Below are 22,796 nucleotides of genomic sequence, written 5' to 3' on the forward strand. Positions count from 1 at the left end.
GCCGAATTTCCGCTTCTAGCCAATTGGCGAGACTCGCAGCGGTTTAATCATGAAAGAGCAGGTATTTCGATATGGCCAAGGCTACGACCATCAAGATCAAGCTTTTGTCGACCGCTGACACCGGCTTCTTCTACGTAACGAAGAAGAACAGCCGCACGATGACGGAAAAGATGACAAAGACAAAGTACGACCCGATTGCGCGCAAGCACGTCGACTTCAAGGAAACGAAGATCAAGTAATTTTCGTTTCCGCCGCCAGACATCACTGGCAGGAATCGAAAAAGCCGTCTCTCACGAGACGGCTTTTTTCGTTTAAGCGTTGGATGTGCCCTAACTTTTTTGACGCACATCTTGTCCGAAAGCCGCTTCGCACTTTTCGGGATGCGTTTTTTATCCGTCACGCATCTTGTCCGAAAGCCGCTTCGCACTTTTCGGGATGCGTTTTTTATCCGTCACGCATCTTGTCCGAAAACCGCTTCGCACTTTTCGGGATGCGCTCTAAGCAGCAGACAGAGCAATCCTGTTGCGACCGTTTTTCTTGGCTTCATAAAGTGCAGCATCAGTTCTTGAGAAGAGCGCCTCGGCAGTGTCGCCTCCCATAAGACGCAGCGATGCGATACCAATACTGATCGTCATACTGATCTTATGCTTGCCACCAGCCAGCAGGAAAGGCGTTTCTGCCACCGCTTCGCGAATACGTTCGGCCACCGCAGCTGCAGCCATTATATCGGTATCGGGTAGGATGATTGCAAATTCCTCGCCGCCATAACGGCACATGACATCCATACCGCGAATCTTCTTGCGCAGCCGCACCGCGAATTCTCGCAGCACGTCATCGCCACCATCATGACCATATTTGTCGTTCACACGCTTGAAATAGTCAAAGTCGATCATAACGACTGATAAAGGCCGCTCACGCCCCGTAGCGCGCGAAAGCAGCACCGGCATGTGTGTATCGAGGTAACGACGGTTATGCAGTCCTGTGAGGCTGTCTGTCACCGCCATGGTGATTGTACGGTGCAGGCTTTGACGCAAAAGGTCGTTGTAGCACTTGCGCTTGATTTGCGTGCGCAACCGCGCATAAAGCTCAAGCTTCTCCAGCGGCCGCATCACATAGTCATTTACGCCAAGCTCAAGGGCGCGGACGACCAGCGAGCCTTCATCTTCGTTCACGATCAGGATGATCGGCACAAGCCTTGTGCGCTCGATTGTGCGCATTTGCGAACAGAGTCGTAGCGGATCGTAATAGGTAAAATCGGCAGAAATAACGATGCTGTCATAGTCACTCTCAATCGCCTTGATCAGCGCACCATTGGCGTCATGAGCAACATCGACAAAATAGTCCTCGCCCAGAATCATGCGAAGGCGAGCGGCAGCCAGTTCGTTCTCATCAACAACGAGAATGCGGGCGGCATCCTCTCCCCCCCCAAACCGACCAGAAAGCTTGGTGACAAGCAGCGCTTCCACTTCCGTGTCGGCAACCGTGCCTGTGCGCTGGAACAATTCGTCGGAAACCATTTTGAGCCGGGCAAGGCTCTTGACGCGGGAAAGCAGCTGAAGATCTTTGACCGGCTTCGACATGAAGTCATCTGCGCCTGCTTCAAGTCCCTTGATTTTATCTTCTGGGCTATCCAGTGCCGTCAGGATCCCAACGGGAATATTGGTTGTGCGTGGGTCATCTTTCAAGCAACGGCAAACTTCAAACCCATCCATTCCCGGCAATAAGACATCGAGAATGACCACATCAATCTGGCCGCCAAGGCAAATTTCGATAGCATCTGTGCCGTTAGAGGCCGTTACCACCTCGTAATACTCGCGCAACAGGAGAGCTTCCAGCAGCTTTACGTGTGATTCCGCGTCGTCAACGACGAGAATTCTTGCCGTCATGATGCCTAGCCCCCCAGATTCTCACTCCGTAAACTTCCCCACATTGAAAATAATCAGGCGTCGCCCAAATAAGATTTTATCGTCTCAATAAAACGCGGAACAGAAATCGGCTTGGATATATAGGCCTCACAGCCTCCCTGACGAATACGCTCCTCATCGCCTTTCATGGCAAAGGCCGTCACTGCGATCACCGGTATGTGGCGCAGTTCTTCATCATCCTTGAGCCATTTCGTCACTTCCAGCCCGGACACTTCAGGAAGCTGAATATCCATCAAGATAAGATCAGGGCGGTGCTCTCGGGCAAGATCAAGCGCCTCAAGACCATTTCTGGTCCTGATGGTTTCATATCCGCTGGCTTCGATAAGATCGCGAAACAACTTCATATTAAGTTCGTTGTCCTCGACGATCATCACACTTTTGGTCATCGAATATTCCCTGGCCTTATTCTTTCCTGTTCAAAGACAGGTTTGTTCTGCCCATCACACCGATATGGATCCTATATAGTTTAAGCGCATTTCATTGACGAATGGCAAATATTCGCCAAATCTCGCATTGTCGCGCGGCTATTGTAAGATATATCCCGGAAGAACAGGAAACGGCCTTTCCGGAACCTCAAATGCCAAAACAATGATTTAAAGCGGAGAAGCAGATGAAAAGTCACATGAGCCAAGCGGATGCAGAAAACCTTGCAGTCGAAGCGCTTGTATGGCTGGCTCAGGACAAGGACCTGATGCCGCGCTTTCTCGCACTCACTGGGATCGAGGTCTCATCAATTCGATCTGCGGCTCAAGAACCGGGTTTTCTGGCGGGCGTCCTGCAATTTTATCTCAGCCACGAACCAACCCTGCTGCGCTTTTGCGAGGAAACCGGGCGCGATCCAGCGAGCATCGAAAGGGCCGCTTCACTGTTGCCTGGTGGGTTAAATCAGCATCTTTAGAACTGTACAGCGAATGCTGGACCGCCTCAACAGCTCCCCAATACAAAAAGCGCCCTTTCGAGGCGCTTTTTTGCCGTTACCAAAATTTACTCTGCGCCTGCGACTTCTGCAGCAGACACACTCAAAACGCTCAACTCGTGAGCTTTGCCGTCGCGTGCAATCCATGACATGGATTGGCCTGGCGTCAGGCCGATAAGTGCCGTGCCGATTGGCGTCAGAATAGAAATCTTGCCCTGAGCAATATCCGCCTCGCCCGGATAAACCAGCGTTACCTTACGCTCGTGTCCGTCATTGGAGCGAAACTCGACAGTCGAGCCCATATGAACGACATCCGCTGGCAGTTTCTTCTGCGGCACCACCTTGGCGCGGTCGAGTTCCTGCAACAATTCCTCGGCCACTTCCTCCAGCTTTTCGGAGACGTTACCGGCCAGAATTGTCAGGCGTTCGTGATCGATGTCGCTGACGACGATCTTAGGCTTCTTGCGATTCTTTACGCTCATGACGATAGCTCACTGCTGTCTAATGATAATTGTTCTCCGTAACGATTCCGGTCCGGAGTAACTGATTGAATTTTGGAAGAAAGCGCTTTTAGTAATTCCGCTTGAAGGCAAGCGGCAAACCGTCCCCCGGAATCCTCTGCGCTGAGCAGGACTCGAGGGTTGCTATCCCGTGATCGGTTGAACCCGATGGAGTATGGAAGCAAAACGGTTGTTCATAGTGCTAAACTTGGTGATATCCTTGCCAATGTCAAGTGCACAGCTGACAGGACATCAGTGTGACGATGGCATTGCCAAGCTTTAGTGCTATAAAACGATGTTCCTTTTATGTTCATCAAACCGCACGCAGCTATGGCCGATCAATTCGCAGAAAATAGTTCAGAACAAGGTTTCTGCCGCGATTGTTTATCGCTGCAAAAACTCGAAACCACGCGACGCTGCCGCGCCTGTGGCAGCCCACGTCTGGTTCGCCATGCAGAGCTTTACAAGCTGTCGCTCGCCCATGTCGATTGCGACGCCTTTTATGCATCGGTAGAAAAGAGGGATAATCCGGAGCTTCGCGACAAACCGCTTATCATTGGTGGTGGCAAGCGTGGCGTAGTTTCGACCGCTTGCTATATTGCGCGCATTCATGGTGTTCGGTCTGCCATGCCAATGTTCAAAGCGCTGGAAGCTTGCCCCGAAGCGGTTGTCGTTAAACCGAATATGGAGAAATATGCGCACGTAGGGCGTGAAGTTCGACAACTGATGCGCGATCTTACTCCACTCGTCGAACCCATTTCCATTGATGAGGCATTCCTCGATCTGGGAGGTACGGAGCGACTGCATCGTGCACCGGCCGCGATTGTGCTGGCGCGCTTTGCCAAACGTGTCGAAGAAGAAATTGGCATCACTATTTCGGTTGGTTTATCCTATTGCAAATATCTGGCCAAAGTGGCCTCTGACCTTGAAAAGCCGCGCGGATTTTCGGTCATCGGCGAAGCCGAAGCGCTCGATTTTCTGCGTAACAAACCGGTCAGCATGATCTGGGGTGTAGGCAAATCCTTCAATACCAAGCTCGAGAGCGACGGCATTCGCACAATCGGACAACTTCAGACGATGGATGAAGGTGCCCTGATGAAAGCCTATGGCACAATGGGTCAGCGGCTATTCAGGCTGTCACGCGGACAAGATAGCCGCAAGGTTGAACCCGAACATGATATGAAAAGTGTTTCAGCCGAAACAACATTCAACAAAGACCTCTCGCAAGCAAGCGATCTGGTCCCTGTCCTGCGCGCGTTGTCTGAGAAGGTATCGCAGCGCCTGAAGATTGGTGACATTGCCGGACGGACGGTCGTGCTCAAGCTTAAAACACAAGACTTCAAGTTGCGGACACGCAATCGCCAACTGGCTGACCCTACTCAGCTTGCGGATCGTATTTTCCGTACTGGCCTTCAGCTTCTGGAAAAAGAACTGGATGGAACCAAGTTTCGGCTGCTTGGCATTGGTGTGGGTGAACTTTCATCAGACGACCGCGCCGACCCGCCGGATCTGGTCGACACACAGGCCACAAAACGCGCTGTCGCAGAAGGTGCTATTGATCGCCTACGCAACAAGTTCGGCCGTAACGCAGTCGAAACCGGCTACACGTTTTCAAAAGGTAATCTTGCGCGCCCGCAAACGCCCGCCGACCGTGACCCAGAGGATTGACCCACTTCTCAGGAACGCGCAACAAAGCCTTGGAGAAAAATAAATCAATCACGGCTAACCGCTTGACGAAGCGTGTCTGGATCAATATTGGAACTGCTCAAGAGGGCGCTGACTGATTTGACTGACCTCTTACGGATGGCCTCATGGCGGAGTGGTTACGCAGAGGACTGCAAATCCTTGCACCCCGGTTCGATTCCGGGTGAGGCCTCCAACTTTTTTCCATTTAAAATCAATGCATTAATCCAGCAGAGCTATTTGTTTATGCGGCATTTCATGTCGCGTCTTGTTGCAAATAGATTCCCTGCAATTACAACTGGTTACAAAAAACCCCGGCAAATCCACGCAACATGAAACGCAACATGCTTGACTCTTTTGCTGATGCGAACAAAATAAGAACATTCACATAAACACAGATACGCGTGGTGGCGTGTGTGTCTGCTTTTAACGGAGCAGAACAATGAATGCAGTTGTGCAAGAGAATGAATACGACGAAGAAATTGAATTGGTGCTAGCCTATCACAAGGGCGATGTACGGGCCGCAATCGAATCGCTTTTGAAAGACAGAGACTTTCTCGTCAAAGAAATCGAGTACGCCAGCCTTGCTATGTCGATGGGCTTTGCGCGTGGCTGGAAACCAACGATCATAAAATGAAAACGATCTTGAGAAGTTTGCGACACACGAATGTCGTTCGCTTCTCCTGTGGGCTGTGCAGGCACCACTATGAGAGGTCAGCACCGTTTATGGCTGCTCAATTAGGAGAATGACGAACGCTGGAAGAACTGGAAAATCGACGCCCGGCATTAGTGACCTGATCGAAGTTGCCAAGGCAGCAGGTTGGCATGAGACAGAGGTTGCGAACGCTATTAAGATCGTCGCTGCTGGAATGGCGAACGGTTATGCGGGAACGGACCCGGAGGAATAAATCCCGTTTATTTGCCCGCAGCTTCAATATCCTCCAACCTCAAATAATTTAACCGATACCATCCCCGATAGTATCGAATGAAGAATGCATGCCGGTTGTGCGAACTTTTTGACGCATTTAACCTGAGATATGCAGCTATTCTCTTCTCATCAACTCGCGGTAAATACGGCGCCAATGACTGAGCGCTAAATGGTTCGGAAACCAAGCAATCGACAATAACAAGTTGATATATGTCTCTAAGCATGCCCCTCCCTCCTGCTTAAGACTACTTAATCTAGACCAGTGCTGGATTTAATTAAAGAGAAAATGGGAATATAGGTGAGTGGGGAACCGTTCCGAGCGAGTAGACATTCTCAACAAACGCATCATATTGACGGCTTGCTCATTTCTTGAAAAAAGTCCAAGTTGATACAGCATGGGAATTACTCGGGGATAATCGCGATGAAAGCAATAACAACGATGATTTGCTTAATCGTGTTTGCCACTACAATTGCTGGCTGCGCAAACAGATCATGCAGAGACTGGCCGGGGACGTGCATTATTCAATAATTGAAGCAGAGTTTCGGACATATTATTGAACGACTTGGCTTTGCAATTATTTGAAAAATTGGCCGCTGTTCAACCGACGGCAGCAGCCCAAATCTTTTACCGAAAGTCACCAGCAAGTCACCAAGCGAGGCTGCAACAAACGATACGAGCATGATTGCACCGACCCCGCGTTCTCGCCAACGGTTGAAGTCTGCGAAGGGCTCTCTGCCACACTAACGAAGAGTGTGGCCGTCTGTTCACAGCAGCCGCCGAGAACACATACCGAACGATCCGTTCCTTAAATTGAAATCAGAGACAACCCAAACAAAACAGCCCTTTAATCGGAGTTTCCAGCCTGACTTATCCACAAAGCGCTCCACAGGATAAGCACAAATTGTCCACAGGTTGTTCTAAACTCGACCGCACACTCTATCCAGTGTATTACGCTGGCAATCAGTCCAGTCCGTACCTACCTTGTTCATACTAGGTTAGTAACCAAACTGGCCTGCAAGGGAGACGTATGAAAAACTTGATCTTACTTGGAATTGCCACACTCACATTGAACCCAGCCGTCGCGTTTGCTGCCACGGATGCGGAAATAGTGACAGAAATGGCAACCAAGTGTTGGACACTCCCTGAAGGTGTTGATTATCAGAGGGCATCAGCGACATTTGAAGTCACCTACAACTCAGACGGTGAGTTGTTGCGCGTTGTGACAGTCGATTATCAGCCCGTACGCAAAGCCGGCGAGGAATTTGCTGTTAGTGCCCAACAGGCATTGATGGAATGCGCAAGCAAGACTTCTGTTAAATCAAGAACCGTTCGCGTTGTGATGAGATTTACGGCCCCTCAATCGAATGGCCCGTTAATAATGAAAAAACCTCTTCGTTAATCTTCGCCAGAAAGAAATATTAGCGCTTTCACCGTTAGAGCGCTGAATACTATGCGATTAAAACGTAATGTTTCTATTCCATTCTGGGAAGAGGCAGAATGAGAAGACATCGGAGATATTCGGTTTTTTGCTATCGGTCCTGATTGCTGTTTTTGGCATAAAACACACGATGTTTAACGCGCTGAACGGATTGCATCAGCGTAGTGAAAATACTTTAGGTCTGGCATCTTCTGCGCTCACGGGCCAATTGGCACACTATGAAAAGCTTCCGGCGCTCATCGCCGAACATGATACCCTTCAAAATCTGGTTCGCGACCCTGCCGCTGAAAATGTCGCGGCAGTGAACCAATATCTGCAGTCAATCAATAACCTGCTTGAGTCTTCAGACATTTATCGGCCTGATCCATTGGTTGCGCTTGGTGCAAGATTTTGCGAGCGAGCCACAACCTTGACCACCCAATCGGCAAATACGCGCAAACGATTACTAAGATGGCGATTTGGTGGATAAACAAGATGAATCGGCATGGGATCTATTTGCCAGTCTTGCAAAACCGGGCGCAACGTACCTTTCTCGATGTCGTCCTGGACCATGAAGAATGGAGCCTGCACAACACCTAGCCCGGCCCGCGCTGCCGCGAGATAGGTTGTCGATTCATTGGCGGCTACAATGTAACGGCCACTGATCTCGACCTCTTCAGTGCCGCGCCTGAAATGAAAGGGCATCTGTTGGCCAGTCAAAGGTCGGAAATACCCCACGACATAACAGTCTCTGCTCAAATCTGATGGATGTTGCGGTGCCGAACAACGGTCAAGATATTCAGCTGAGGCGCAGGCGATGAAATGCATGTCGCCAATGCGTCGCGCGATCAGAGACTGATCTGTCAGATCACCAATACGAATCGCGCAGTCAACGTTTTCTGCCACATAATCGACAGGACGATCTGATACGCCAAGGTCAATCTGGATATCCGGATAGCGCTGATGAAACTCAAGCAGAGCCGGAATGATGATGAGATTTGCAACGGCACTCGCCATTTCCACGCGCAACCGCCCTTTCGGCAGGGTTTGAGCGCTCGAAAGACTGCCATCCAGTTCCTCCAGATCGGAAAGCAATCGTGCAGCCCGCTCATAGTAAAGTGCGCCATCCGGTGTTACGAGAACACGGCGGGTCGTACGATTGAGGAGTTTTGTACGAAGATGGGCTTCCAACCCTTGGATAAGATTACTGATTGTGGCCTTGGGCACATTGAGAGACGCGGAAGCGCGTGTGAAATTTCCGGTTTCAACGACCCGGAGAAACGCGCGCATGGCCGAGAGTTGATCCATTTTAAATAGCCATCATTGTTCGAGATTATGGATAGTGTAACCAATTCGAGGGGACTATTCCAGATAATAGACAATGATAATATCTCACCATGGCAGTTTGCCGCTAGTGGTTTGATTCCAACATTTGCCGACACCTAAATCTAAGCAATGCAAATGTCGAAAACAGCCCCCTAGTAACGAAAGCAAGAAAGATGTGCGAGAAATTCACGGTTGGAACAATGCAGGCTGGCGATACCACCTGCACGGCACGCATCTATCGCGGTGCCAAATTGCTTTCGCCGCCGCCAGTGGTACTGCATCTCCACGGTGGAGCTTTTTCGGTCAGCTGTCTTGGTGCCTGCGAGCGCGTTGCTGAAACACTTGCCGAGGCAGGTGCAGTGGTCGTTTCGCCGGAATATTCATCGGCCTGTCTCAATCCGTTCCCGGCGGCACTTGAGATAGCCTATTCAATTATGACTTCGATGCGCGCGCGTTGCCCGGAGTTTGCGCACAAGAAGTCGATGCTGTTCGTCGCCGGTGAAGAGGCGGGTGGCAACATTGCAGCTGGTTTGGCGCTTATGGCGCGAGATCAAAATCTGACAGAGCTCAAGGGTCAGATATTGCTTTCGCCGATGCTCGACCCCTGCCTCGCTACGGCGTCTTTCCGCAAGTATTGTCCGGAAAGTGCAGTGCAGTCGATGGCGGATGGCTGGCAGAATTATCTTGGCGAGTGCGCAGGGTTTACGCACCCTTATGCCGCTCCCGCACTTTGTACGCGTCTGGCGGGGCTAGTGCCAACTCTGCTCGTGTCCAGCGCCCAATGCCCGATGCGGGATGAAACGCAGGCTTATGCCGAGCGTCTGCGGCAGGCAGGTGTGAAGGTTCAGTCGCATATTCTGCCCGGAAAAGCCGGGTGGATACCTGAAAATAAAGTGGTGGGTACGGAGTGGTCGCCGCAGGAACACAAACTAATTGACCTGTTTTCCGATTTTTTCCGGCAATCAGGCGCAAAGCAAATCGCAGCTTAGCCTCAGCTCGTATGGTCTCCCAACCGTCGGACTGAGGTTCAAAATGAAACCGGCCCCCACCGGTTAGGAGATATAACATGACATCGAACATTGTCCGCCGGGCCCTATGGGGCGCCGGCCTCGGTATCCTATTGTCTGCAGCAGGTGGCGGTGCCATTTTCTTTGGCGCTCCGCACCTTAATGCTGACGCGGCTACCGACGTTTCCGCTCCTCCGCCTGCTGTTCCTGTTTCGGTTACCCAGGCGGAATCCCGCTCGATCAACAGCTGGGAAGAGTTTTCCGGTCGTCTGGAAGCAATCGAACGCGTCGAAATTCGCCCACGCGTCGGCGGCGCGATTCAGAAAGCGAATTTCCGCGAAGGCAGCCTCGTCAAGCAAGGCGATCTTCTGATCACCATTGATCCAGAACCATATGCAGCAGCCGTTGATAAAGCCAAAGCGCAAGTTTCTGCCGAAGAAGCGCGCACAGCACTGGCCAAAACCGAGCTTGAACGTGGACGTCAGCTGGTAACAACGCGTACAATCGCTCAGAGTGGTCTTGATCAGCGTTCAAGCGCTTATGATGAGGCACAAGCGAGCCTTCGTTCAGCCAAGGCAGCACTTCGTTCTGCCGAACTCGACCTCCAATATACCGAAGTACGCGCACCGATCTCTGGTCGTGTCGGACGGCTGGATGTCACCGCAGGCAATCTCGTTGCCGCAAGTTCGGCCTCCCCGGTTCTGACAACGCTTGTTTCGGTTGATCCAATCTATGCAAGCTTTAGCGCCAATGAGGAAGTCGTCACCAAGGCACTTGCCAAGCTGGCTACTTCGCCCGGCGGCAGTGCCATCGAACGCATCCCGGTTCAGATCGGTACTGCGGCAGATGACGGCACACCAATTTCCGGCCATATCCAGCTTATCAACAATGAAGTCGATGCCACCACCGGCACAATCCGTGTTCGCGCGGCCATAGACAATCCGGATGGCAGGCTCATTCCGGGCCAGTTCGTCCGCATCCGCTTTGGTGAACCCGACCCGGATCAGAAGCTCGTAGTCAGCGATCGCGCTATCTCATCCGATCAGGACAAGAAGTTTGTCTTCGTCGTTGGCGCAGACAACAAGGTTGAATACCGACAGGTTGTATTGGGCCGCAATTATGATGGGCTCCGTATCGTTGAGAGCGGGCTGAAAGCTGGCGAAAACATCGTCGTCAACGGCCTTCAGCGCATTCGTCCCGGTGTCGTCGTCGCCCCGCAACCAGTGACTGAAACGCTCGCCAAGAACTGATTGAAACGGCGCAGGCTGAAAGCCTGCGCATAAACGCAACGAACTCAGCCTATTCAACTCGCGAGAACACATGTTTTCGCGGGACAGGAGAGTTTTTGCTTTCCCGCTTAAGGGGGATAAAAAGATGAACTTTTCACGCTTTTTCGTCGACCGCCCGGTCTTCGCTGGCGTTCTGTCGGTCCTGATCTTCGTCGGCGGCCTGCTCGGCATGACGGGTCTGCCGATCTCAGAATATCCGGAAGTCGTGCCACCACAGATCGTGGTACGCGCGCAATATCCAGGCGCTAATCCCGCCGTAATTTCCGAAACGGTGGCAACACCGCTCGAAGAACAGATCAACGGCGTCGAAGGCATGCTCTACATGCAGAGCCAGGCGACGGCTGACGGCGTCATGACATTGACCGTCACTTTCGCGCTTGGTACCGATCCCGATCAGGCCCAACAGCTTGTGCAAAACCGTATTTCGCAGGCCGAACCGCGCCTGCCTGCGGAAGTGCGTACGCTTGGTGTCACGACAGCTAAAAGCTCGCCCGACCTGACGCTTGTTGTTCACCTCATCTCGCCCAATGGCCAGTATGACGTGAACTATCTGCGCAATTACGCCGTCCTCAAAGTCAAAGACCGTCTGGCTCGTATCCCGGGCGTCGGACAGGTGCAGATATTCGGCGGCGGCGATTATTCGATGCGTGTATGGATCGACCCGCAAAAGGCAGCAGAGCGCGGACTTTCAGCTGGCGATATCGCCAATGCTGTGCGTCAGCAAAACGTTCAGGCTGCAGCAGGCGTCATCGGCGCTTCGCCTTCCGTTCCGGGCCTCGACATGCAGCTTTCCGTCAACGCACAAGGCCGCCTCCAGAACCCCGAAGACTTCGCCAATATCGTCGTGAAATCGGGTAGTGAAGGTGAAATCACCCGTCTTGGTGATGTTGCCCGCGTTGAAATGGGTGCTGCAGATTATTCGCTGCGCTCACTTCTCGACAATAAGTCGGCAGTGGGTATGGGCGTTTTTCAGGCACCGGGTTCCAATGCTTTGGAAATCTCTGAAAACATTCATGCGGCCATGGCAGACTTGAAGAAATCAATGCCTGAAGGCGTCGATTTCGATATCGTCTATGACACCACGCAGTTCGTGAAGGCCTCTATTGAGTCCGTGGTTCACACTCTGCTTGAAGCCATCGTTCTCGTCGTGATCGTGGTTATCCTGTTTCTGCAAACATGGCGTGCCTCGATCATTCCGCTGGTTGCCGTACCCGTCTCCATCGTCGGTACGTTTGCGGTAATGTATATATTTGGCTTCTCCATCAATGCACTCAGCCTTTTCGGTCTCGTACTTGCCATCGGTATCGTCGTCGATGATGCCATTGTGGTGGTGGAAAACGTCGAGCGTAACATCGAGCAAGGGTTATCACCGGTAGAGGCCACCTATCGTGCCATGAAGGAAGTGTCGGGTCCGATCATCGCAATCGCGCTGGTGCTGGTCGCAGTCTTCGTGCCGCTTGCCTTCATCACCGGATTGACCGGCCAGTTCTATCGCCAGTTTGCACTGACGATTGCGATCTCGACAGTGATCTCTGCCTTCAATTCACTGACGCTTTCGCCTGCTCTTGCAGCTCTTTTGCTGCGCGGCCATGATGCACCGAAAGACCGTCTGACCCGCATTATGGACAAGTTGTTTGGCTGGTTCTTCCGTGGCTTTAACCGAGCCTTTGGCGCAAGTTCAAACGCGTATGGTCGCGGCGTTGGCAGCATTCTCTCGCGCAAGTCGCTGGTGATGGGGCTTTATGTCGTCTTGCTGGGGGTTACCTTCGTTCTGTTCCGCGCAGTACCTGGCGGCTTCGTTCCAGCACAGGACAAGCAATATCTGATCGGCTTCGCGCAATTGCCCGATGCGGCAACGCTCGACCGCTCGGAAGACGTGATCCGTCGCATGACCGACATTGCGCTCAAGCAGCCAGGTGTCGCGAATGCTATCGCCTTCCCCGGCCTGTCGATCAATGGTTTCACCAACTCGTCGAACTCCGGTATTGTTTTCGTAACCTTGAAGCCGTTCGAGGAACGCAAGACACCTGATCTTTCGGCCAATGCCATCACCATGCAGCTTAACCAGCAGTTTGGTGCCATTCAGGATGCCTTTATCGCCATGTTCCCGCCGCCACCGGTTCAGGGACTGGGTACGACTGGCGGCTTCAAGCTTCAGCTCGAGGACCGTAATGGACTTGGCTTCCGGGCGCTGGATGATGCGACGAAGGCGTTTCTTGCCAAGGCCTATCAAACACCGGAACTGGCTGGTCTTTATTCGAGCTACCAGGTCAACGTACCACAGCTTTATGCCGATCTTGATCGTGTGAAAGCGCGTCAGCTTGGCGTTGCTGTCACGGATGTTTTTGAAACCCTGCAGATCTATCTGGGTTCCCTTTATGTCAATGACTTCAATGCCTTCGGACGCACCTACAGCGTACGAATCCAGGCGGATGCAAATTACCGCAGTCATTCCGAGGATATAGGTAAGCTGAAAGTGCGCTCACAATCAGGAGAAATGATCCCGCTATCAGCGCTTCTGAAAGTTGACCAGACGGTAGGTGCGGAACGGGCAATTCGCTATAACGGCTTCCTTTCTGCCGATATCAACGGCAATCCCGCACCCGGATTCTCGTCCGGCCAGGCACAGGCTGCCATTGAACGGATCGCCGCCGAAACCTTGCCTGCTGGCATTGCCTTCGAGTGGACTGATCTGACCTATCAACAGATCCTCGCTGGTAATTCCGGTTTCCTGGTATTCCCGCTTGCACTGCTGCTGGTCTATCTGGTTCTGGCTGCGCAATATGAAAGCCTTGCTCTGCCGCTGTCGATCATCATGATCGTGCCAATGGGTATTATGGCGGCACTGACGGGCGTCTGGCTGACAGGAGGCGATAACAACGTCTTCACCCAGATCGGCTTAATAGTGCTTGTGGGGCTGTCTGCGAAAAACGCAATCCTCATCGTCGAGTTCGCGCGCGAACTGGAAATGTCAGGACGAAGTGCCGTTGATGCAGCCATCGAAGCAAGCCGGCTGCGTCTGCGTCCCATCCTGATGACATCGCTTGCTTTCATCATGGGCGTAGTCCCGCTGGTGATTTCGACAGGTGCGGGTGCGGAAATGCGCTCGGCAATGGGTATTGCGGTCTTTGCAGGCATGATTGGCGTGACGGCCTTCGGTATCTTCATGACACCGGTATTCTATGTGCTGATCCGTAAGTTGAGCGGTGAACGCCCATTGAAACATGCAGGTGCCAAGATTGAAGCTCCGCATCTGGCACCGGGCGAATAATCCTGTCGCCAAAACAAAAGCCTAGGTATTAAGGCCGGAGGATACACCTCCGGCCTTTCTGCAAATGAACACCTGACGGTTATAACTGACAGCCGTCTCTCATGAATTTCTTTATTGAGAGCAGAAAATTCTAAGTCTTTGTAAATGAATATCGTTCCGTCGGTGACTGGTGGGGGATTGTCACTTTCGAAGCCAAAGCTGTAGAGCTTGTTTGAGCGCCTTCCCTGTTACAGGCGTTCCAATAGCCGCATCAGAAGCGGTAGTTTACGCCTGCCTTGATGACGTGATCATGCACATTGGTTTTGCTCGTGCCATATGATGTCGTCGTCGAGACATCCTTGGTGGTCACATAATTATATTCGATCTTTGCCGACAGACCGCCACCAAATCCCTGCTCGATACCACCACCCAAAAGATAGCCCGGCTTCCAGCCGCTCGGACCGGTAACGTCGTCATCATCCTTGAACTTTGTCATGGTTAGACCGGCTGTGCCATAAATGAGCGATTGGTCAAACGACAGACCAGCCTTGGCTTTGGCTGCTGCACGAAAGCGTTCTTTCAAACGACCATGTGGCACGCGCGCTTCATTACCCATATACGAGCCTTCAAGCTCAGCACCGATGACCCCCGGACCAAACTGAAGATTATAACCAGCCTGCACACCGCCGGTCATACCTTTTCCGCCATTGAAAGGGTTGATCTTTGGAGAAGCGAAGCCCCCATGCGCGCCAATATATGCGCCACTCCATGAGAATGCCGGTGGTGTTTCGTAATCGAACGATCCCGATGAATTATTGCTGAGATCAGCAGCATATGCGGTTGTTGCAAGCGCGATAGAAACGGTCGCGGCCGCAAGTGGTTTTGCGATGAAAGACATGGTATAACTCCAGACGAAACCTGCGCGCCATTGACTGGCGCTTACAAGGCTTCAGTTCGCGTTGAAGAACCAGAAGTTGGCTCCTGTTGATCTTCCAAGCCGGCCAGCACGATGCACTGACTAATTCAGAAGATGCTGCCATTCTCATCGCGAGAGTTGCGTCTAGATTGCATAAATAATTATTTCAGAGAATTTATTTATTATTTTGATCTAGTTACTGGTGATTCTTTAACTAAATAGTAAGCATTACATCTACAAGCCATATCGCTTGGCTTCCTTATTCTCGTACGCTAGCCACTGTGCGTTCAGCGACGGACCTAATTTGCAGGCGGACGCAAAAGCCCGGTTTCAGATCAAAAAACAAAACTTTTCCGCCGTGAATTTCCGCTGCTTTTTGCACCAAGTTCAATCCAAGACCTGCCCCCGATGAATGGGTATTTATACGGCGAAACGGCTCAAACACATGCTCCCGCTCCGACAGCGGAATGCCTGCACCCTCATCACAAACGTCAATAGTTCCGGATGCACTGACCTTGATAATTATTAAGCCCTTACCGCCAGCATGATCGATTGCATTGCGGATAAGATTGACCACAGCCATCTCGATGATCGACGTTTGGACCGTAAAAATGGCCTCTTCATTGCTTGGTTCGAAATCAAAATCGTAACCAGCATCGAGTGCCAGCGGTGCAAGATCGGCAGCCAACCGCTGAACAAGGTTATTCAGATCCTGGCGTTCTGCACGCAGTTCAACCACACCTATAGCCTGCATCTCCAGAAGCTGATGCGCCACGCGTGCGAGGCGATCAATATCAGACCGCAATTGCTTGCTGACATCGTCATCGGCCAGCAGGTCTGCTCGGGTGCGAGCAATCGCAATCGGCGTCCTTAATTCATGCGCAGCATCGGCCAGAAACCGGTTTCGGCGATTATATCCTTCATCCAGTTTGGAGAGCGCGGTATTGAAGGCATCCACCAGCGGGATAATCTCTTGTGGAACTTTGGATCGATCAATGCGAGCTGATCGATTTTCAAAATTGATCCCCTGCGCCTGTTTGACCGTTTGCATGAGTCCCCGCAGAGAGCGGCCAACAGCTCGCGGCGTAACAATCAGTGTCGCAATACTTGTCAGAACGAGCATAGGCACAACGGCTATAAGGACGATCAATCCCAAACCGGGCAACACATTCGTCCAGTGAATTTCACCGTCTGGATATTTAGCCAAATCGACCTGCATGCTGATCCCTTCATTGTCGAATCCCTTCTCGGTCGCAGCGATCACCTGTAATTTTCCGACAGAGGTCTTACGGTTTTCTACAGTCGCACGCGTCGTATTCGCGGTCTGCACACGCGCCCGGTCAATCGTCCATGGGAAAGCTGTGTCGAGGCCTGCCCAAGGTATCCTGCCGTACTGCAAGACAATCTCTTTATCGTCCCGCACAATGAACCAAAGATCGGGATATTGCTGTTTTAATTGGGTAAGTTCAGGTGTCTCCAGCAGTTGAACACGCCCTTGGCCGTCCTTCATCACGCTTTCTGCAACGACACGAACAGCTTCTTCATTGGCGTCTTCCAGCTCTGGATTGATAATCCAGATCCACCCGACAAGCAGAACGACAAAAAGCACTAGAAGAAACGCCTGCAACACAAACAGTCGCTTCATCAGTGCCCATCGTAACGACCGACTACGTTCTTTCTTCATGCTTTCGACCGGATGAGATAGCCTATGTTTCGTACAGCTCTTATCTCAACTGTGGCGTTGGCCTGAGCGAGCTTTTTGCGAATGCTAGAAATGTGAGCGTCGAGAGCATTTGACTCTATCTCGTCATCAAGCGTGTAAACGGCCTCCACGAGATTTGATCTCGTCACAATGCGGTTCGGTCGTCGCATGAGGGCCTCCAAAGCGAGATATTCGCGGCGTGGAAACTCAATAATGCTGTCGTGCACACTGACCTGATTGCTACGTGGATCGATTATCAGATTTCCAAAGCTCAGATACTTATCAGACAGCGAAGAGCCGCGTCGCCGGAGCGCCCGCAACCGCGCGAGCAATTCCTCAATCGCGAAAGGCTTGGCAAGATAGTCGTCAGCACCGGCATCGAGGCCATCAACGCGATGGTCTACGCTGCCGAGTGCCGTCAAGACCAGAATAGGCACAGAAAGCTTGCTTTGACGAAGCGAGGCGACCAGATTTAGCCCCTCTCCATCGGGAAGACGACGATCCAGAACCAGCGCATCATAATTGCCATCGCGCGCCAGGGCATCGGCATCAGCAATGGTCCCAACATGGTCAACCAGAACATCATGCCGTCGCAACGCCTCAAGCAGGGCACGCGCCATTTCAGGTTCATCTTCAAGAAGCAAGATACGCAATGGTTGTCCCTCAGAGGCCAGTTTTTGCCCTCGTCCCCCAATAGCCACTCAACATTGCGACTACATTGCAATTGGCAGCGGCCACTATCTAGCATCTTGCGATAGGCATTCCGAGCAACTTTGTGGAGCCGTCGCAACATCGACGCGCAATGTGCGTGCAATGTTGATCCATATGGTTGCTGTAACAAACAGCAATCAATAGGAACAAACATGGCATCCAGATTATTACCTGCATCGTTGTCGGGAATAGTCGCACTGGGCGGGACGATTTTGCTGACAGCCTGTGCGTCACAAGTCATGAAATCTTATATTGGAACGCCGATCAGCAGCGTCATGTTGGACTATGGTCCGCCCGATAATGTTTACAAGCTAAGCGCAAACGAACAGGCCTATCAATGGCGGCGAACCAAGACACAGGCCGTGGCAAGCGAGTTTAATGGTGAGGTGCGTGAAACGCGGCGCGGCGAACGTTATAAAGGAACTGAAACTCCGGGATATATCGAGCACACCGAGTGCTTCTATACCTTCTACACACGCAGATCAGGTCACGATTGGTACGTGACGAACTTCCGTCAACCGTCTCTGGAATGCGAATAAATTCAAAATTCTAGCCGTATCTTTTAATAGGACAAACAAGCGGAAAACGTTCAGTTTTTCTTCCACTGAATTTCTTCGATTGCGACTTTGCCAGAACGCTTATCATAGAGACAAATGATGGTGGTATCTTTGGGCTGCTTGCGATTACGGGTCGATCCCTCGCGCAACAGCAACGCAACCTTGCCGACACTATCATCGAAATCGACAGGCTCGGAAACGAATGGGCTGACCATCGCCGACTTGGCCATGCATGAGCTGATAACTTTAGTATGAAGCGCTTCCCAAGCAGCGGGGCTCGATGCATGCGCCGAAACCACGCAGAAAGCAAATACAGTGAGAGTAAATGCTGCCGTCTTCATTGGGATACCCTTCGCTTAAAAGCCGGATGGCTGCTTCTTGCCGGCCAGTTACCTAAATGGGTAAATGCGGTCGGCCAAACTAACTCTAACGATGAATAAGCCGCAAACAAGGCCTTGTTTGCATGAAGTGTGGATGCAAGAGGGCGTGGATCGCCCTCTTGCCATTCAGTCTGGCTAAATCAAGTCTCAGCGTGAGTTGATAGTCCAGAAGTCCTGCCAATCCTGAAGTTTGGAATAGTCACTTTCGGAGGTTTCAGAATGCGGAACGTAAAGCTTATCGATCACCTTCACGATGCCTGAAACTTCCCCTTCAGGAATTTTCGCGTTCTTGTTCGACGAAATCTTTCCGTCTGCCAGCTGTGGTGCCATGCCCTCTTCTGTCATCATGTAATGAACGAAGAGCTTTGCAGCATTCGGGCTTTTGGTGCCCGATGCGATGACGGCAACACGCGGCGTCAACTGACCTACCCACGGCTTCATATCGGCACAAATGCCCATCGTGTAACCGTTTTTCTTGGCATCACGATAAATGGCGGTGCTGAGGAAACCCATGAACGGCTTTTCCTGACCCTTGGCACCAATGATTGGACCAACTTCCGTGTCGCTGCGGGTGACAGTCGGGCGGTTTTTAGCGAAACGCTTGACCCATTCTGCGGTCGCGCTGGCTTCTTCTGTCTTCAGCGGCTCACCGAAAAACTCTTCATATGCCTTGCGCATGGCTTCGTCGTCATGTTCGGCAATCTGATTGAACCAGAACATCGTTTCGTTGCGCAGAAGTGGATCAGGAATTGCTATACGGCCTTTCCACTCCTCAGTGGTCAGCGCCCAGATATTGTCGATCGGGCATTTATCACCGTGAACGTCCGAGTTATATGTCCAAACCCACGGGTTTAGGCTGGTGATCGCAGGATTCTGATATTGAGCAGGAATCTGATCCTTAAGATCGACCGGAAGCCAGCTGAGACCTGCACCCTGAACGATGATTTCCGACGTTACCGAAGGCAGATTGCTCATGTTGAAAACGTCTGTACGAACATTGTTCGCCGCCGCTTCACGCAGAATGACCTGCTCCTGGTTCTGACCGTTCATCTTCACGCCAGTGGCCTTAACACCGTATTTGGCGGTGAAAGCCTCGGCCATGGTCACGATCTTGCCAGTCGCATCCACAACAGTGATGCCCGGCTCTTTCTTGGCGGCTTCGATCAGAGCTTCGAGCGAGTAATCCGCATCCTTGATGCCGATCTCAGCAGCAGGCTCGGCAAAAACTGCAGTGCTCGCCAGAAGTGCGGCACTCAAAGAGAGAGCAGCATAAGTGCGAAGGGTTAAAGTCATTATTTCCTCCAACGTTGATGATTAATATTTGAGATCACGCAGCGGCTTCGGCGTTTGCCACGCTTTAATCAGCCGCTGATACGCTTGCCTTCTTTGTCGAACACATGGACGTGACTGCGTTCGACGTGGAACCAGATTTCATCGCCAGCCTTTTGAGCGGGAGCATCTGAAGCGATGGCAAAATACTGCTCGCCATGAACCGACAATTCGACGATCCAGCTGCCGCCGGTCGGGACGATATCGACCACTTTGGCGACGCATCCGTGTTCAATCGGCTTGTCACTCAGGCGCACGGATTCGGGCCGAATGCCAACAGATCCAACACCGCTTGCCGCAAAATTCTGAGCCTTCAGATAATCGCGAGCCCATGTCGCCAGTGCGCCATTGTTGCTTTCGTTCAGCTCTGTGATGTTGATTGGCAGGTTGCCTATGAACTCAGCTACAAAGCGATTAGCCGGACGTTCATAAATGTCATCAGGCGTCCCAAGCTGCTGCAACTCACCTTCGCTCATCACCGCAATGGTGGTAGCCAATGTCATCGCCTCCCACTGATCATGAGTCACAAACACAACTGTCGAGCCCATTTCCTGATGAATGCGCTTAAGCTCTGCACGCATTTCGAGGCGCAGTTTGGCATCTAGATTAGAGAGGGGCTCATCCAGCAAAATGATGTCGGGCTTGAGCGCCAGCATACGGGCGAGCGCCACGCGCTGCTGCTGACCACCGGACATTTGCGCAGGCAGTCGGTCGCGATAACGCTCAATTCCAAGCTTCTGCAAGACGTCATCGACAATACGCTGACGTTCGGCCTTAGCGACCTTATGCAGCTTCAAACCGAACTCGACGTTCTGCTCCACAGTCATGTGCGGCCAGAGGGCATAGTTCTGGAACACCAGCCCCATGCCGCGCTTTTCTGGCGGCACATAGATACCATCGTCCACCGAAACGATCTTTTTGCCGTCGACCAGAATTTGGCCTTCAGTTGGATATTCCAGCCCCGCGATCATGCGCAGCGTTGTCGTCTTTCCGCAGCCCGAAGGTCCGAGCAGGCAGAGAAACTCCGACTTTGGAATCTCGAGGGAAAGTTTTTCAACTGCGGCGCGGGCAGCTTTGCCGTAACTCTTTCTGACATCGTGAATAGTAATGCTGGACATTATTTGCCTCCCAATCCGTCAGACAATTTGCTGTTGGTGAGTTTTTGAACGATGACCGTGCCGCCAAAGGCAATGACGCAGATCATCAAAACAACTGCATTTGCGGCCTGACTGTAGCTGTAATCGACAAGGCGCAATGCATAGGTGGTGAGAACGTCAGTACCCGGAACAGCCAACACGACAACAAGGCTCAGGCCCTTGATTCCCGAGATGAACGGCAGCAGAATTCCGGAAACCAGAGAGCCTTTTTGGATTGGCGCCACGATAGAAACGAGGCGACGCCAGAAACCGGCACCCGCGATCTGAGCCGCTTCTTCGGGGGCTTTGCCAAGCTGCATCATTGCCGAGATACCCGCACGCGATGCGAATGGCATCTGATCGGCAAGGATCGCGAGAACCAGCAGGATCGGCGTTCCGTAAAGGGCCGGAAGTGGACCACGCTGCACTGCAAACATCGTGAGATAAGCTGCGGCAAAGGCAATGCCCGGCACCAGATAGGGCAGGAAAGTCACCTGTCGCAGGAAGCTTCCAACCAGAGAAACCGGTGTGCGCGCAACGACATACCCAACCAGCAGACCAAGGAAGCCTGCACCGATCGCGGCAGAGCCAACAATCCAGAGTGTGTTCCAGGTTGCTTTCCAGAACTCGCCCGTCAGCAAAATGCCATTGCTCATCGCGGTGGTGTTGAGATCGGTTCCGATCCAGAAATCCAGCGTGAAATTATCAAGCGTAAACACGCCCGGAACACGCATGACAGTGGTCAGCAGCAGTGCCATTAGCGGAATAAACGCGCTGACAACAAACATCAGCATGGCAAAGCTGAATGCAGGCACACGGAAACGTCCAAGATCAGTCTGACGGTTCATCGAACCTTTATTGCCAATCGTCACGAAACGACGGGCTTCCTTGAGCAGATACATATCGAGGAAGATCGAGATGCTGCCCAAGACAACAATGGTTGCCGCGAGAACTGCGCTCATGCCAGCCTGGCTGGTCGAGATTGCACGGAACAGGGACGTTGCCAGCACGTCAAAGCCGATCGGCACGCCCAGAATATAGGCGACGCCGAAGTCACCGAGGCACTTCGCGAAAATCAGTGTTGAAGCCGAAACAAGCGACGGCAGCATGAGTGGCAGAATGATGCGGCGCGCGATCAATAATTTGCCTGCGCCCATGACACGAGCCGAATCTTCCAACGTGGAATCAAACTGGCGTAACGCGTTGCCAAACAGCAGAATTACGAACGGCGTGTAGTGCATCGCCAAAATGAGGGTGATCGGCAACATGCCATAGGCAAGCCAATCAGGTGGCGAAAAGCCCAAAGCTTCCATCCAGCTTGGCTGACCACCGGTGGTGCGGTTTTTAAACAGGGTCAGCCAAGCCAGTGCGAAGGTCCACGATGGCAGCATGTAAGGAACGATCAATGCCGTCGAGAACCACTTTTTGCCGGGCAAATTTGTGCGGCTTAAAAGCCATGCCAGCGGAATGCCCGTAACAAGCGCAAACACAATCGAACCAAGGGCTATGATTGCCGTATTCCAAAGCGGCCGCCAGAACACATCCGTGGAGATTGCCGAGAAGAATGCCCGATTGAAGTAGTAAAAGGTCAGCTCACCAATCTGCTGGCCGGAACGAGCCCGATCAGCGAACTGAACCAACACCGCATCCGACAACAACAACACGATGGGCGCTGCGATCAGATAAGCAAATGCGACCGCAAGCAGAACCCCAATCAACGTCGTGGGATCTGCATTGTAGACCTTATATTTGTAAGTCAGTTGTTTGTAATAACTCATGATTTTATCCACTTTGAGCCGAAGCTGCCCTTGTCGGAACCCAAG

21 protein-coding genes and 1 tRNA gene are annotated in these 22,796 nt (G+C 52.1%); 11 read left to right on the forward strand and 11 right to left on the reverse strand.

Annotation, left to right across the window (positions count from 1 at the left end; genetic code table 11):
- Nucleotides 1–71 precede the first annotated feature (71 nt).
- Nucleotides 72–239, forward strand: coding sequence for a 50S ribosomal protein L33 (gene rpmG / locus OIV19_RS16725; protein WP_007878621.1), 168 nt, complete (start codon nucleotides 72–74; stop codon nucleotides 237–239).
- 258 nt (nucleotides 240–497) lie between these two features.
- On the opposite strand, the gene OIV19_RS16730 is transcribed toward rpmG, so the two are convergent.
- Entirely contained in the window at nucleotides 498–1,886 is a 1,389-nt protein-coding gene (locus tag OIV19_RS16730) for a PleD family two-component system response regulator (protein WP_264232331.1), read from the reverse strand.
- 53 nt (nucleotides 1,887–1,939) lie between these two features.
- A complete protein-coding gene (locus tag OIV19_RS16735) occupies nucleotides 1,940–2,311 on the reverse strand; it encodes a response regulator (protein ID WP_007878616.1) in 372 nt (123 codons plus the stop codon).
- Nucleotides 2,312–2,535: 224 nt separating this feature from the next.
- On the opposite strand from OIV19_RS16735, the gene OIV19_RS16740 reads away from it, so the two are divergent.
- The gene (locus tag OIV19_RS16740) at nucleotides 2,536–2,823 is read left to right on the forward strand and encodes a DUF3572 domain-containing protein (RefSeq protein ID WP_191793120.1); all 288 of its coding nucleotides are present in this window, start codon (nucleotides 2,536–2,538) and stop codon (nucleotides 2,821–2,823) included.
- An 86-nt stretch (nucleotides 2,824–2,909) separates the two neighbouring features.
- Here OIV19_RS16740 and rnk read toward each other — a convergent pair whose 3' ends face one another.
- Nucleotides 2,910–3,323, reverse strand: a complete 414-nt coding sequence (gene rnk, locus OIV19_RS16745) for a nucleoside diphosphate kinase regulator (protein ID WP_095444151.1) — start codon at nucleotides 3,321–3,323, stop codon at nucleotides 2,910–2,912.
- A gap of 348 nt (nucleotides 3,324–3,671) precedes the next feature.
- Between rnk and OIV19_RS16750 the strand changes: the two genes are divergently transcribed.
- From OIV19_RS16750 to OIV19_RS16770, 5 genes are all read left to right on the forward strand, one after another.
- A complete protein-coding gene (locus OIV19_RS16750; RefSeq protein WP_151092779.1) occupies nucleotides 3,672–5,009 on the forward strand; it encodes a DNA polymerase IV in 1,338 nt (445 codons plus the stop codon).
- A gap of 137 nt (nucleotides 5,010–5,146) precedes the next feature.
- Nucleotides 5,147–5,220 (forward strand) — tRNA-Cys (locus OIV19_RS16755).
- 246 nt (nucleotides 5,221–5,466) lie between these two features.
- A complete protein-coding gene (locus OIV19_RS16760; RefSeq protein ID WP_151092777.1) occupies nucleotides 5,467–5,661 on the forward strand; it encodes a CUE domain-containing protein in 195 nt (64 codons plus the stop codon).
- 109 nt (nucleotides 5,662–5,770) lie between these two features.
- Nucleotides 5,771–5,932 (forward strand): hypothetical protein, encoded by a 162-nt coding sequence (locus OIV19_RS16765; RefSeq protein ID WP_191907267.1) that lies wholly within the window; start codon nucleotides 5,771–5,773, stop codon nucleotides 5,930–5,932.
- Between the two features lie 1,048 nt (nucleotides 5,933–6,980).
- Nucleotides 6,981–7,352, forward strand: a complete 372-nt coding sequence (locus tag OIV19_RS16770) for a hypothetical protein (RefSeq protein ID WP_191793118.1) — start codon at nucleotides 6,981–6,983, stop codon at nucleotides 7,350–7,352.
- 390 nt (nucleotides 7,353–7,742) lie between these two features.
- Here the strand turns inward: OIV19_RS16770 and OIV19_RS16775 are convergent, their stop codons facing one another.
- Nucleotides 7,743–8,678 (reverse strand): LysR family transcriptional regulator, encoded by a 936-nt coding sequence (locus OIV19_RS16775; RefSeq protein WP_151092773.1) that lies wholly within the window; start codon nucleotides 8,676–8,678, stop codon nucleotides 7,743–7,745.
- 191 nt (nucleotides 8,679–8,869) lie between these two features.
- On the opposite strand from OIV19_RS16775, the gene OIV19_RS16780 reads away from it, so the two are divergent.
- The 3 genes from OIV19_RS16780 (at nucleotide 8,870) to OIV19_RS16790 (ending at nucleotide 14,263) form a co-directional block, all read left to right on the forward strand.
- A complete protein-coding gene (locus tag OIV19_RS16780) occupies nucleotides 8,870–9,685 on the forward strand; it encodes an alpha/beta hydrolase (protein WP_151092771.1) in 816 nt (271 codons plus the stop codon).
- A gap of 77 nt (nucleotides 9,686–9,762) precedes the next feature.
- A complete protein-coding gene (locus OIV19_RS16785) occupies nucleotides 9,763–10,953 on the forward strand; it encodes an efflux RND transporter periplasmic adaptor subunit (RefSeq protein ID WP_264232332.1) in 1,191 nt (396 codons plus the stop codon).
- 124 nt (nucleotides 10,954–11,077) lie between these two features.
- On the forward strand, nucleotides 11,078–14,263 hold the full coding sequence (locus OIV19_RS16790; RefSeq protein WP_151092767.1) for an efflux RND transporter permease subunit: 3,186 nt from the start codon (nucleotides 11,078–11,080) through the stop codon (nucleotides 14,261–14,263).
- A gap of 250 nt (nucleotides 14,264–14,513) precedes the next feature.
- On the opposite strand, the gene OIV19_RS16795 is transcribed toward OIV19_RS16790, so the two are convergent.
- The 3 genes from OIV19_RS16795 to OIV19_RS16805 form a co-directional block, all read right to left on the reverse strand.
- Nucleotides 14,514–15,140, reverse strand: coding sequence for an outer membrane beta-barrel protein (locus OIV19_RS16795; RefSeq protein WP_264232333.1), 627 nt, complete (start codon nucleotides 15,138–15,140; stop codon nucleotides 14,514–14,516).
- Between the two features lie 277 nt (nucleotides 15,141–15,417).
- Complete coding sequence (locus OIV19_RS16800) at nucleotides 15,418–16,842, reverse strand: sensor histidine kinase (RefSeq protein ID WP_264232334.1); 1,425 nt, start codon at nucleotides 16,840–16,842, stop codon at nucleotides 15,418–15,420.
- On the reverse strand, nucleotides 16,839–17,513 hold the full coding sequence (locus OIV19_RS16805; protein ID WP_264232335.1) for a response regulator transcription factor: 675 nt from the start codon (nucleotides 17,511–17,513) through the stop codon (nucleotides 16,839–16,841). The genes OIV19_RS16800 and OIV19_RS16805 overlap by 4 nt, the downstream gene beginning before the upstream one ends.
- A 210-nt stretch (nucleotides 17,514–17,723) precedes the next feature.
- Here OIV19_RS16805 and OIV19_RS16810 point away from each other — a divergent pair, with 210 nt between their 5' ends.
- The gene (locus OIV19_RS16810; RefSeq protein WP_264232336.1) at nucleotides 17,724–18,110 is read left to right on the forward strand and encodes a hypothetical protein; all 387 of its coding nucleotides are present in this window, start codon (nucleotides 17,724–17,726) and stop codon (nucleotides 18,108–18,110) included.
- A 50-nt stretch (nucleotides 18,111–18,160) separates the two neighbouring features.
- Here OIV19_RS16810 and OIV19_RS16815 read toward each other — a convergent pair whose 3' ends face one another.
- From OIV19_RS16815 to OIV19_RS16830, 4 genes are all read right to left on the reverse strand, one after another.
- Nucleotides 18,161–18,469 carry a hypothetical protein gene (locus OIV19_RS16815; protein WP_264232337.1) on the reverse strand — a complete coding sequence of 103 codons (309 nt, stop codon included), beginning with the start codon at nucleotides 18,467–18,469 and terminating at the stop codon, nucleotides 18,161–18,163.
- A 186-nt stretch (nucleotides 18,470–18,655) separates the two neighbouring features.
- Complete coding sequence (locus tag OIV19_RS16820; protein ID WP_264232338.1) at nucleotides 18,656–19,801, reverse strand: ABC transporter substrate-binding protein; 1,146 nt, start codon at nucleotides 19,799–19,801, stop codon at nucleotides 18,656–18,658.
- Nucleotides 19,802–19,869: 68 nt separating this feature from the next.
- Nucleotides 19,870–20,955, reverse strand: coding sequence for an ABC transporter ATP-binding protein (locus OIV19_RS16825; RefSeq protein WP_264232339.1), 1,086 nt, complete (start codon nucleotides 20,953–20,955; stop codon nucleotides 19,870–19,872).
- Complete coding sequence (locus OIV19_RS16830; RefSeq protein ID WP_264232340.1) at nucleotides 20,955–22,751, reverse strand: ABC transporter permease; 1,797 nt, start codon at nucleotides 22,749–22,751, stop codon at nucleotides 20,955–20,957. Before OIV19_RS16830 ends, OIV19_RS16825 begins: the two co-directional genes overlap by 1 nt.
- Between the last annotated feature and the right edge of the window lie 45 nt (nucleotides 22,752–22,796).

Source organism: Brucella sp. HL-2 (assembly GCF_025846885.2).
GTDB classification, from domain to species: Bacteria; Pseudomonadota; Alphaproteobacteria; order Rhizobiales; family Rhizobiaceae; genus Brucella; species Brucella quorumnocens.

Bases quoted from the DNA above. Each gene is read 5' to 3' on its own strand.
- OIV19_RS16770 (WP_191793118.1), top strand. From the start codon at position 6,981: ATGAAAAACTTGATCTTACTTGGAATTGCCACACTCACATTGAACCCA.
- OIV19_RS16830 (WP_264232340.1), bottom strand. From the start codon at position 22,751: ATGAGTTATTACAAACAACTGACTTACAAATATAAGGTCTACAATGCA.
- OIV19_RS16765 (WP_191907267.1), top strand. From the start codon at position 5,771: ATGACGAACGCTGGAAGAACTGGAAAATCGACGCCCGGCATTAGTGAC.
- OIV19_RS16820 (WP_264232338.1), bottom strand. From the start codon at position 19,801: ATGACTTTAACCCTTCGCACTTATGCTGCTCTCTCTTTGAGTGCCGCA.
- rnk (WP_095444151.1), bottom strand. From the start codon at position 3,323: ATGAGCGTAAAGAATCGCAAGAAGCCTAAGATCGTCGTCAGCGACATC.
- OIV19_RS16780 (WP_151092771.1), top strand. From the start codon at position 8,870: ATGTGCGAGAAATTCACGGTTGGAACAATGCAGGCTGGCGATACCACC.
- OIV19_RS16740 (WP_191793120.1), top strand. From the start codon at position 2,536: ATGAAAAGTCACATGAGCCAAGCGGATGCAGAAAACCTTGCAGTCGAA.
- OIV19_RS16795 (WP_264232333.1), bottom strand. From the start codon at position 15,140: ATGTCTTTCATCGCAAAACCACTTGCGGCCGCGACCGTTTCTATCGCG.
- OIV19_RS16785 (WP_264232332.1), top strand. From the start codon at position 9,763: ATGACATCGAACATTGTCCGCCGGGCCCTATGGGGCGCCGGCCTCGGT.
- OIV19_RS16800 (WP_264232334.1), bottom strand. From the start codon at position 16,842: ATGAAGAAAGAACGTAGTCGGTCGTTACGATGGGCACTGATGAAGCGA.
- OIV19_RS16775 (WP_151092773.1), bottom strand. From the start codon at position 8,678: ATGGATCAACTCTCGGCCATGCGCGCGTTTCTCCGGGTCGTTGAAACC.
- OIV19_RS16810 (WP_264232336.1), top strand. From the start codon at position 17,724: ATGGCATCCAGATTATTACCTGCATCGTTGTCGGGAATAGTCGCACTG.
- OIV19_RS16790 (WP_151092767.1), top strand. From the start codon at position 11,078: ATGAACTTTTCACGCTTTTTCGTCGACCGCCCGGTCTTCGCTGGCGTT.
- OIV19_RS16825 (WP_264232339.1), bottom strand. From the start codon at position 20,955: ATGTCCAGCATTACTATTCACGATGTCAGAAAGAGTTACGGCAAAGCT.
- OIV19_RS16730 (WP_264232331.1), bottom strand. From the start codon at position 1,886: ATGACGGCAAGAATTCTCGTCGTTGACGACGCGGAATCACACGTAAAG.
- OIV19_RS16750 (WP_151092779.1), top strand. From the start codon at position 3,672: ATGGCCGATCAATTCGCAGAAAATAGTTCAGAACAAGGTTTCTGCCGC.
- OIV19_RS16760 (WP_151092777.1), top strand. From the start codon at position 5,467: ATGAATGCAGTTGTGCAAGAGAATGAATACGACGAAGAAATTGAATTG.
- OIV19_RS16735 (WP_007878616.1), bottom strand. From the start codon at position 2,311: ATGACCAAAAGTGTGATGATCGTCGAGGACAACGAACTTAATATGAAG.
- rpmG (WP_007878621.1), top strand. From the start codon at position 72: ATGGCCAAGGCTACGACCATCAAGATCAAGCTTTTGTCGACCGCTGAC.
- OIV19_RS16815 (WP_264232337.1), bottom strand. From the start codon at position 18,469: ATGAAGACGGCAGCATTTACTCTCACTGTATTTGCTTTCTGCGTGGTT.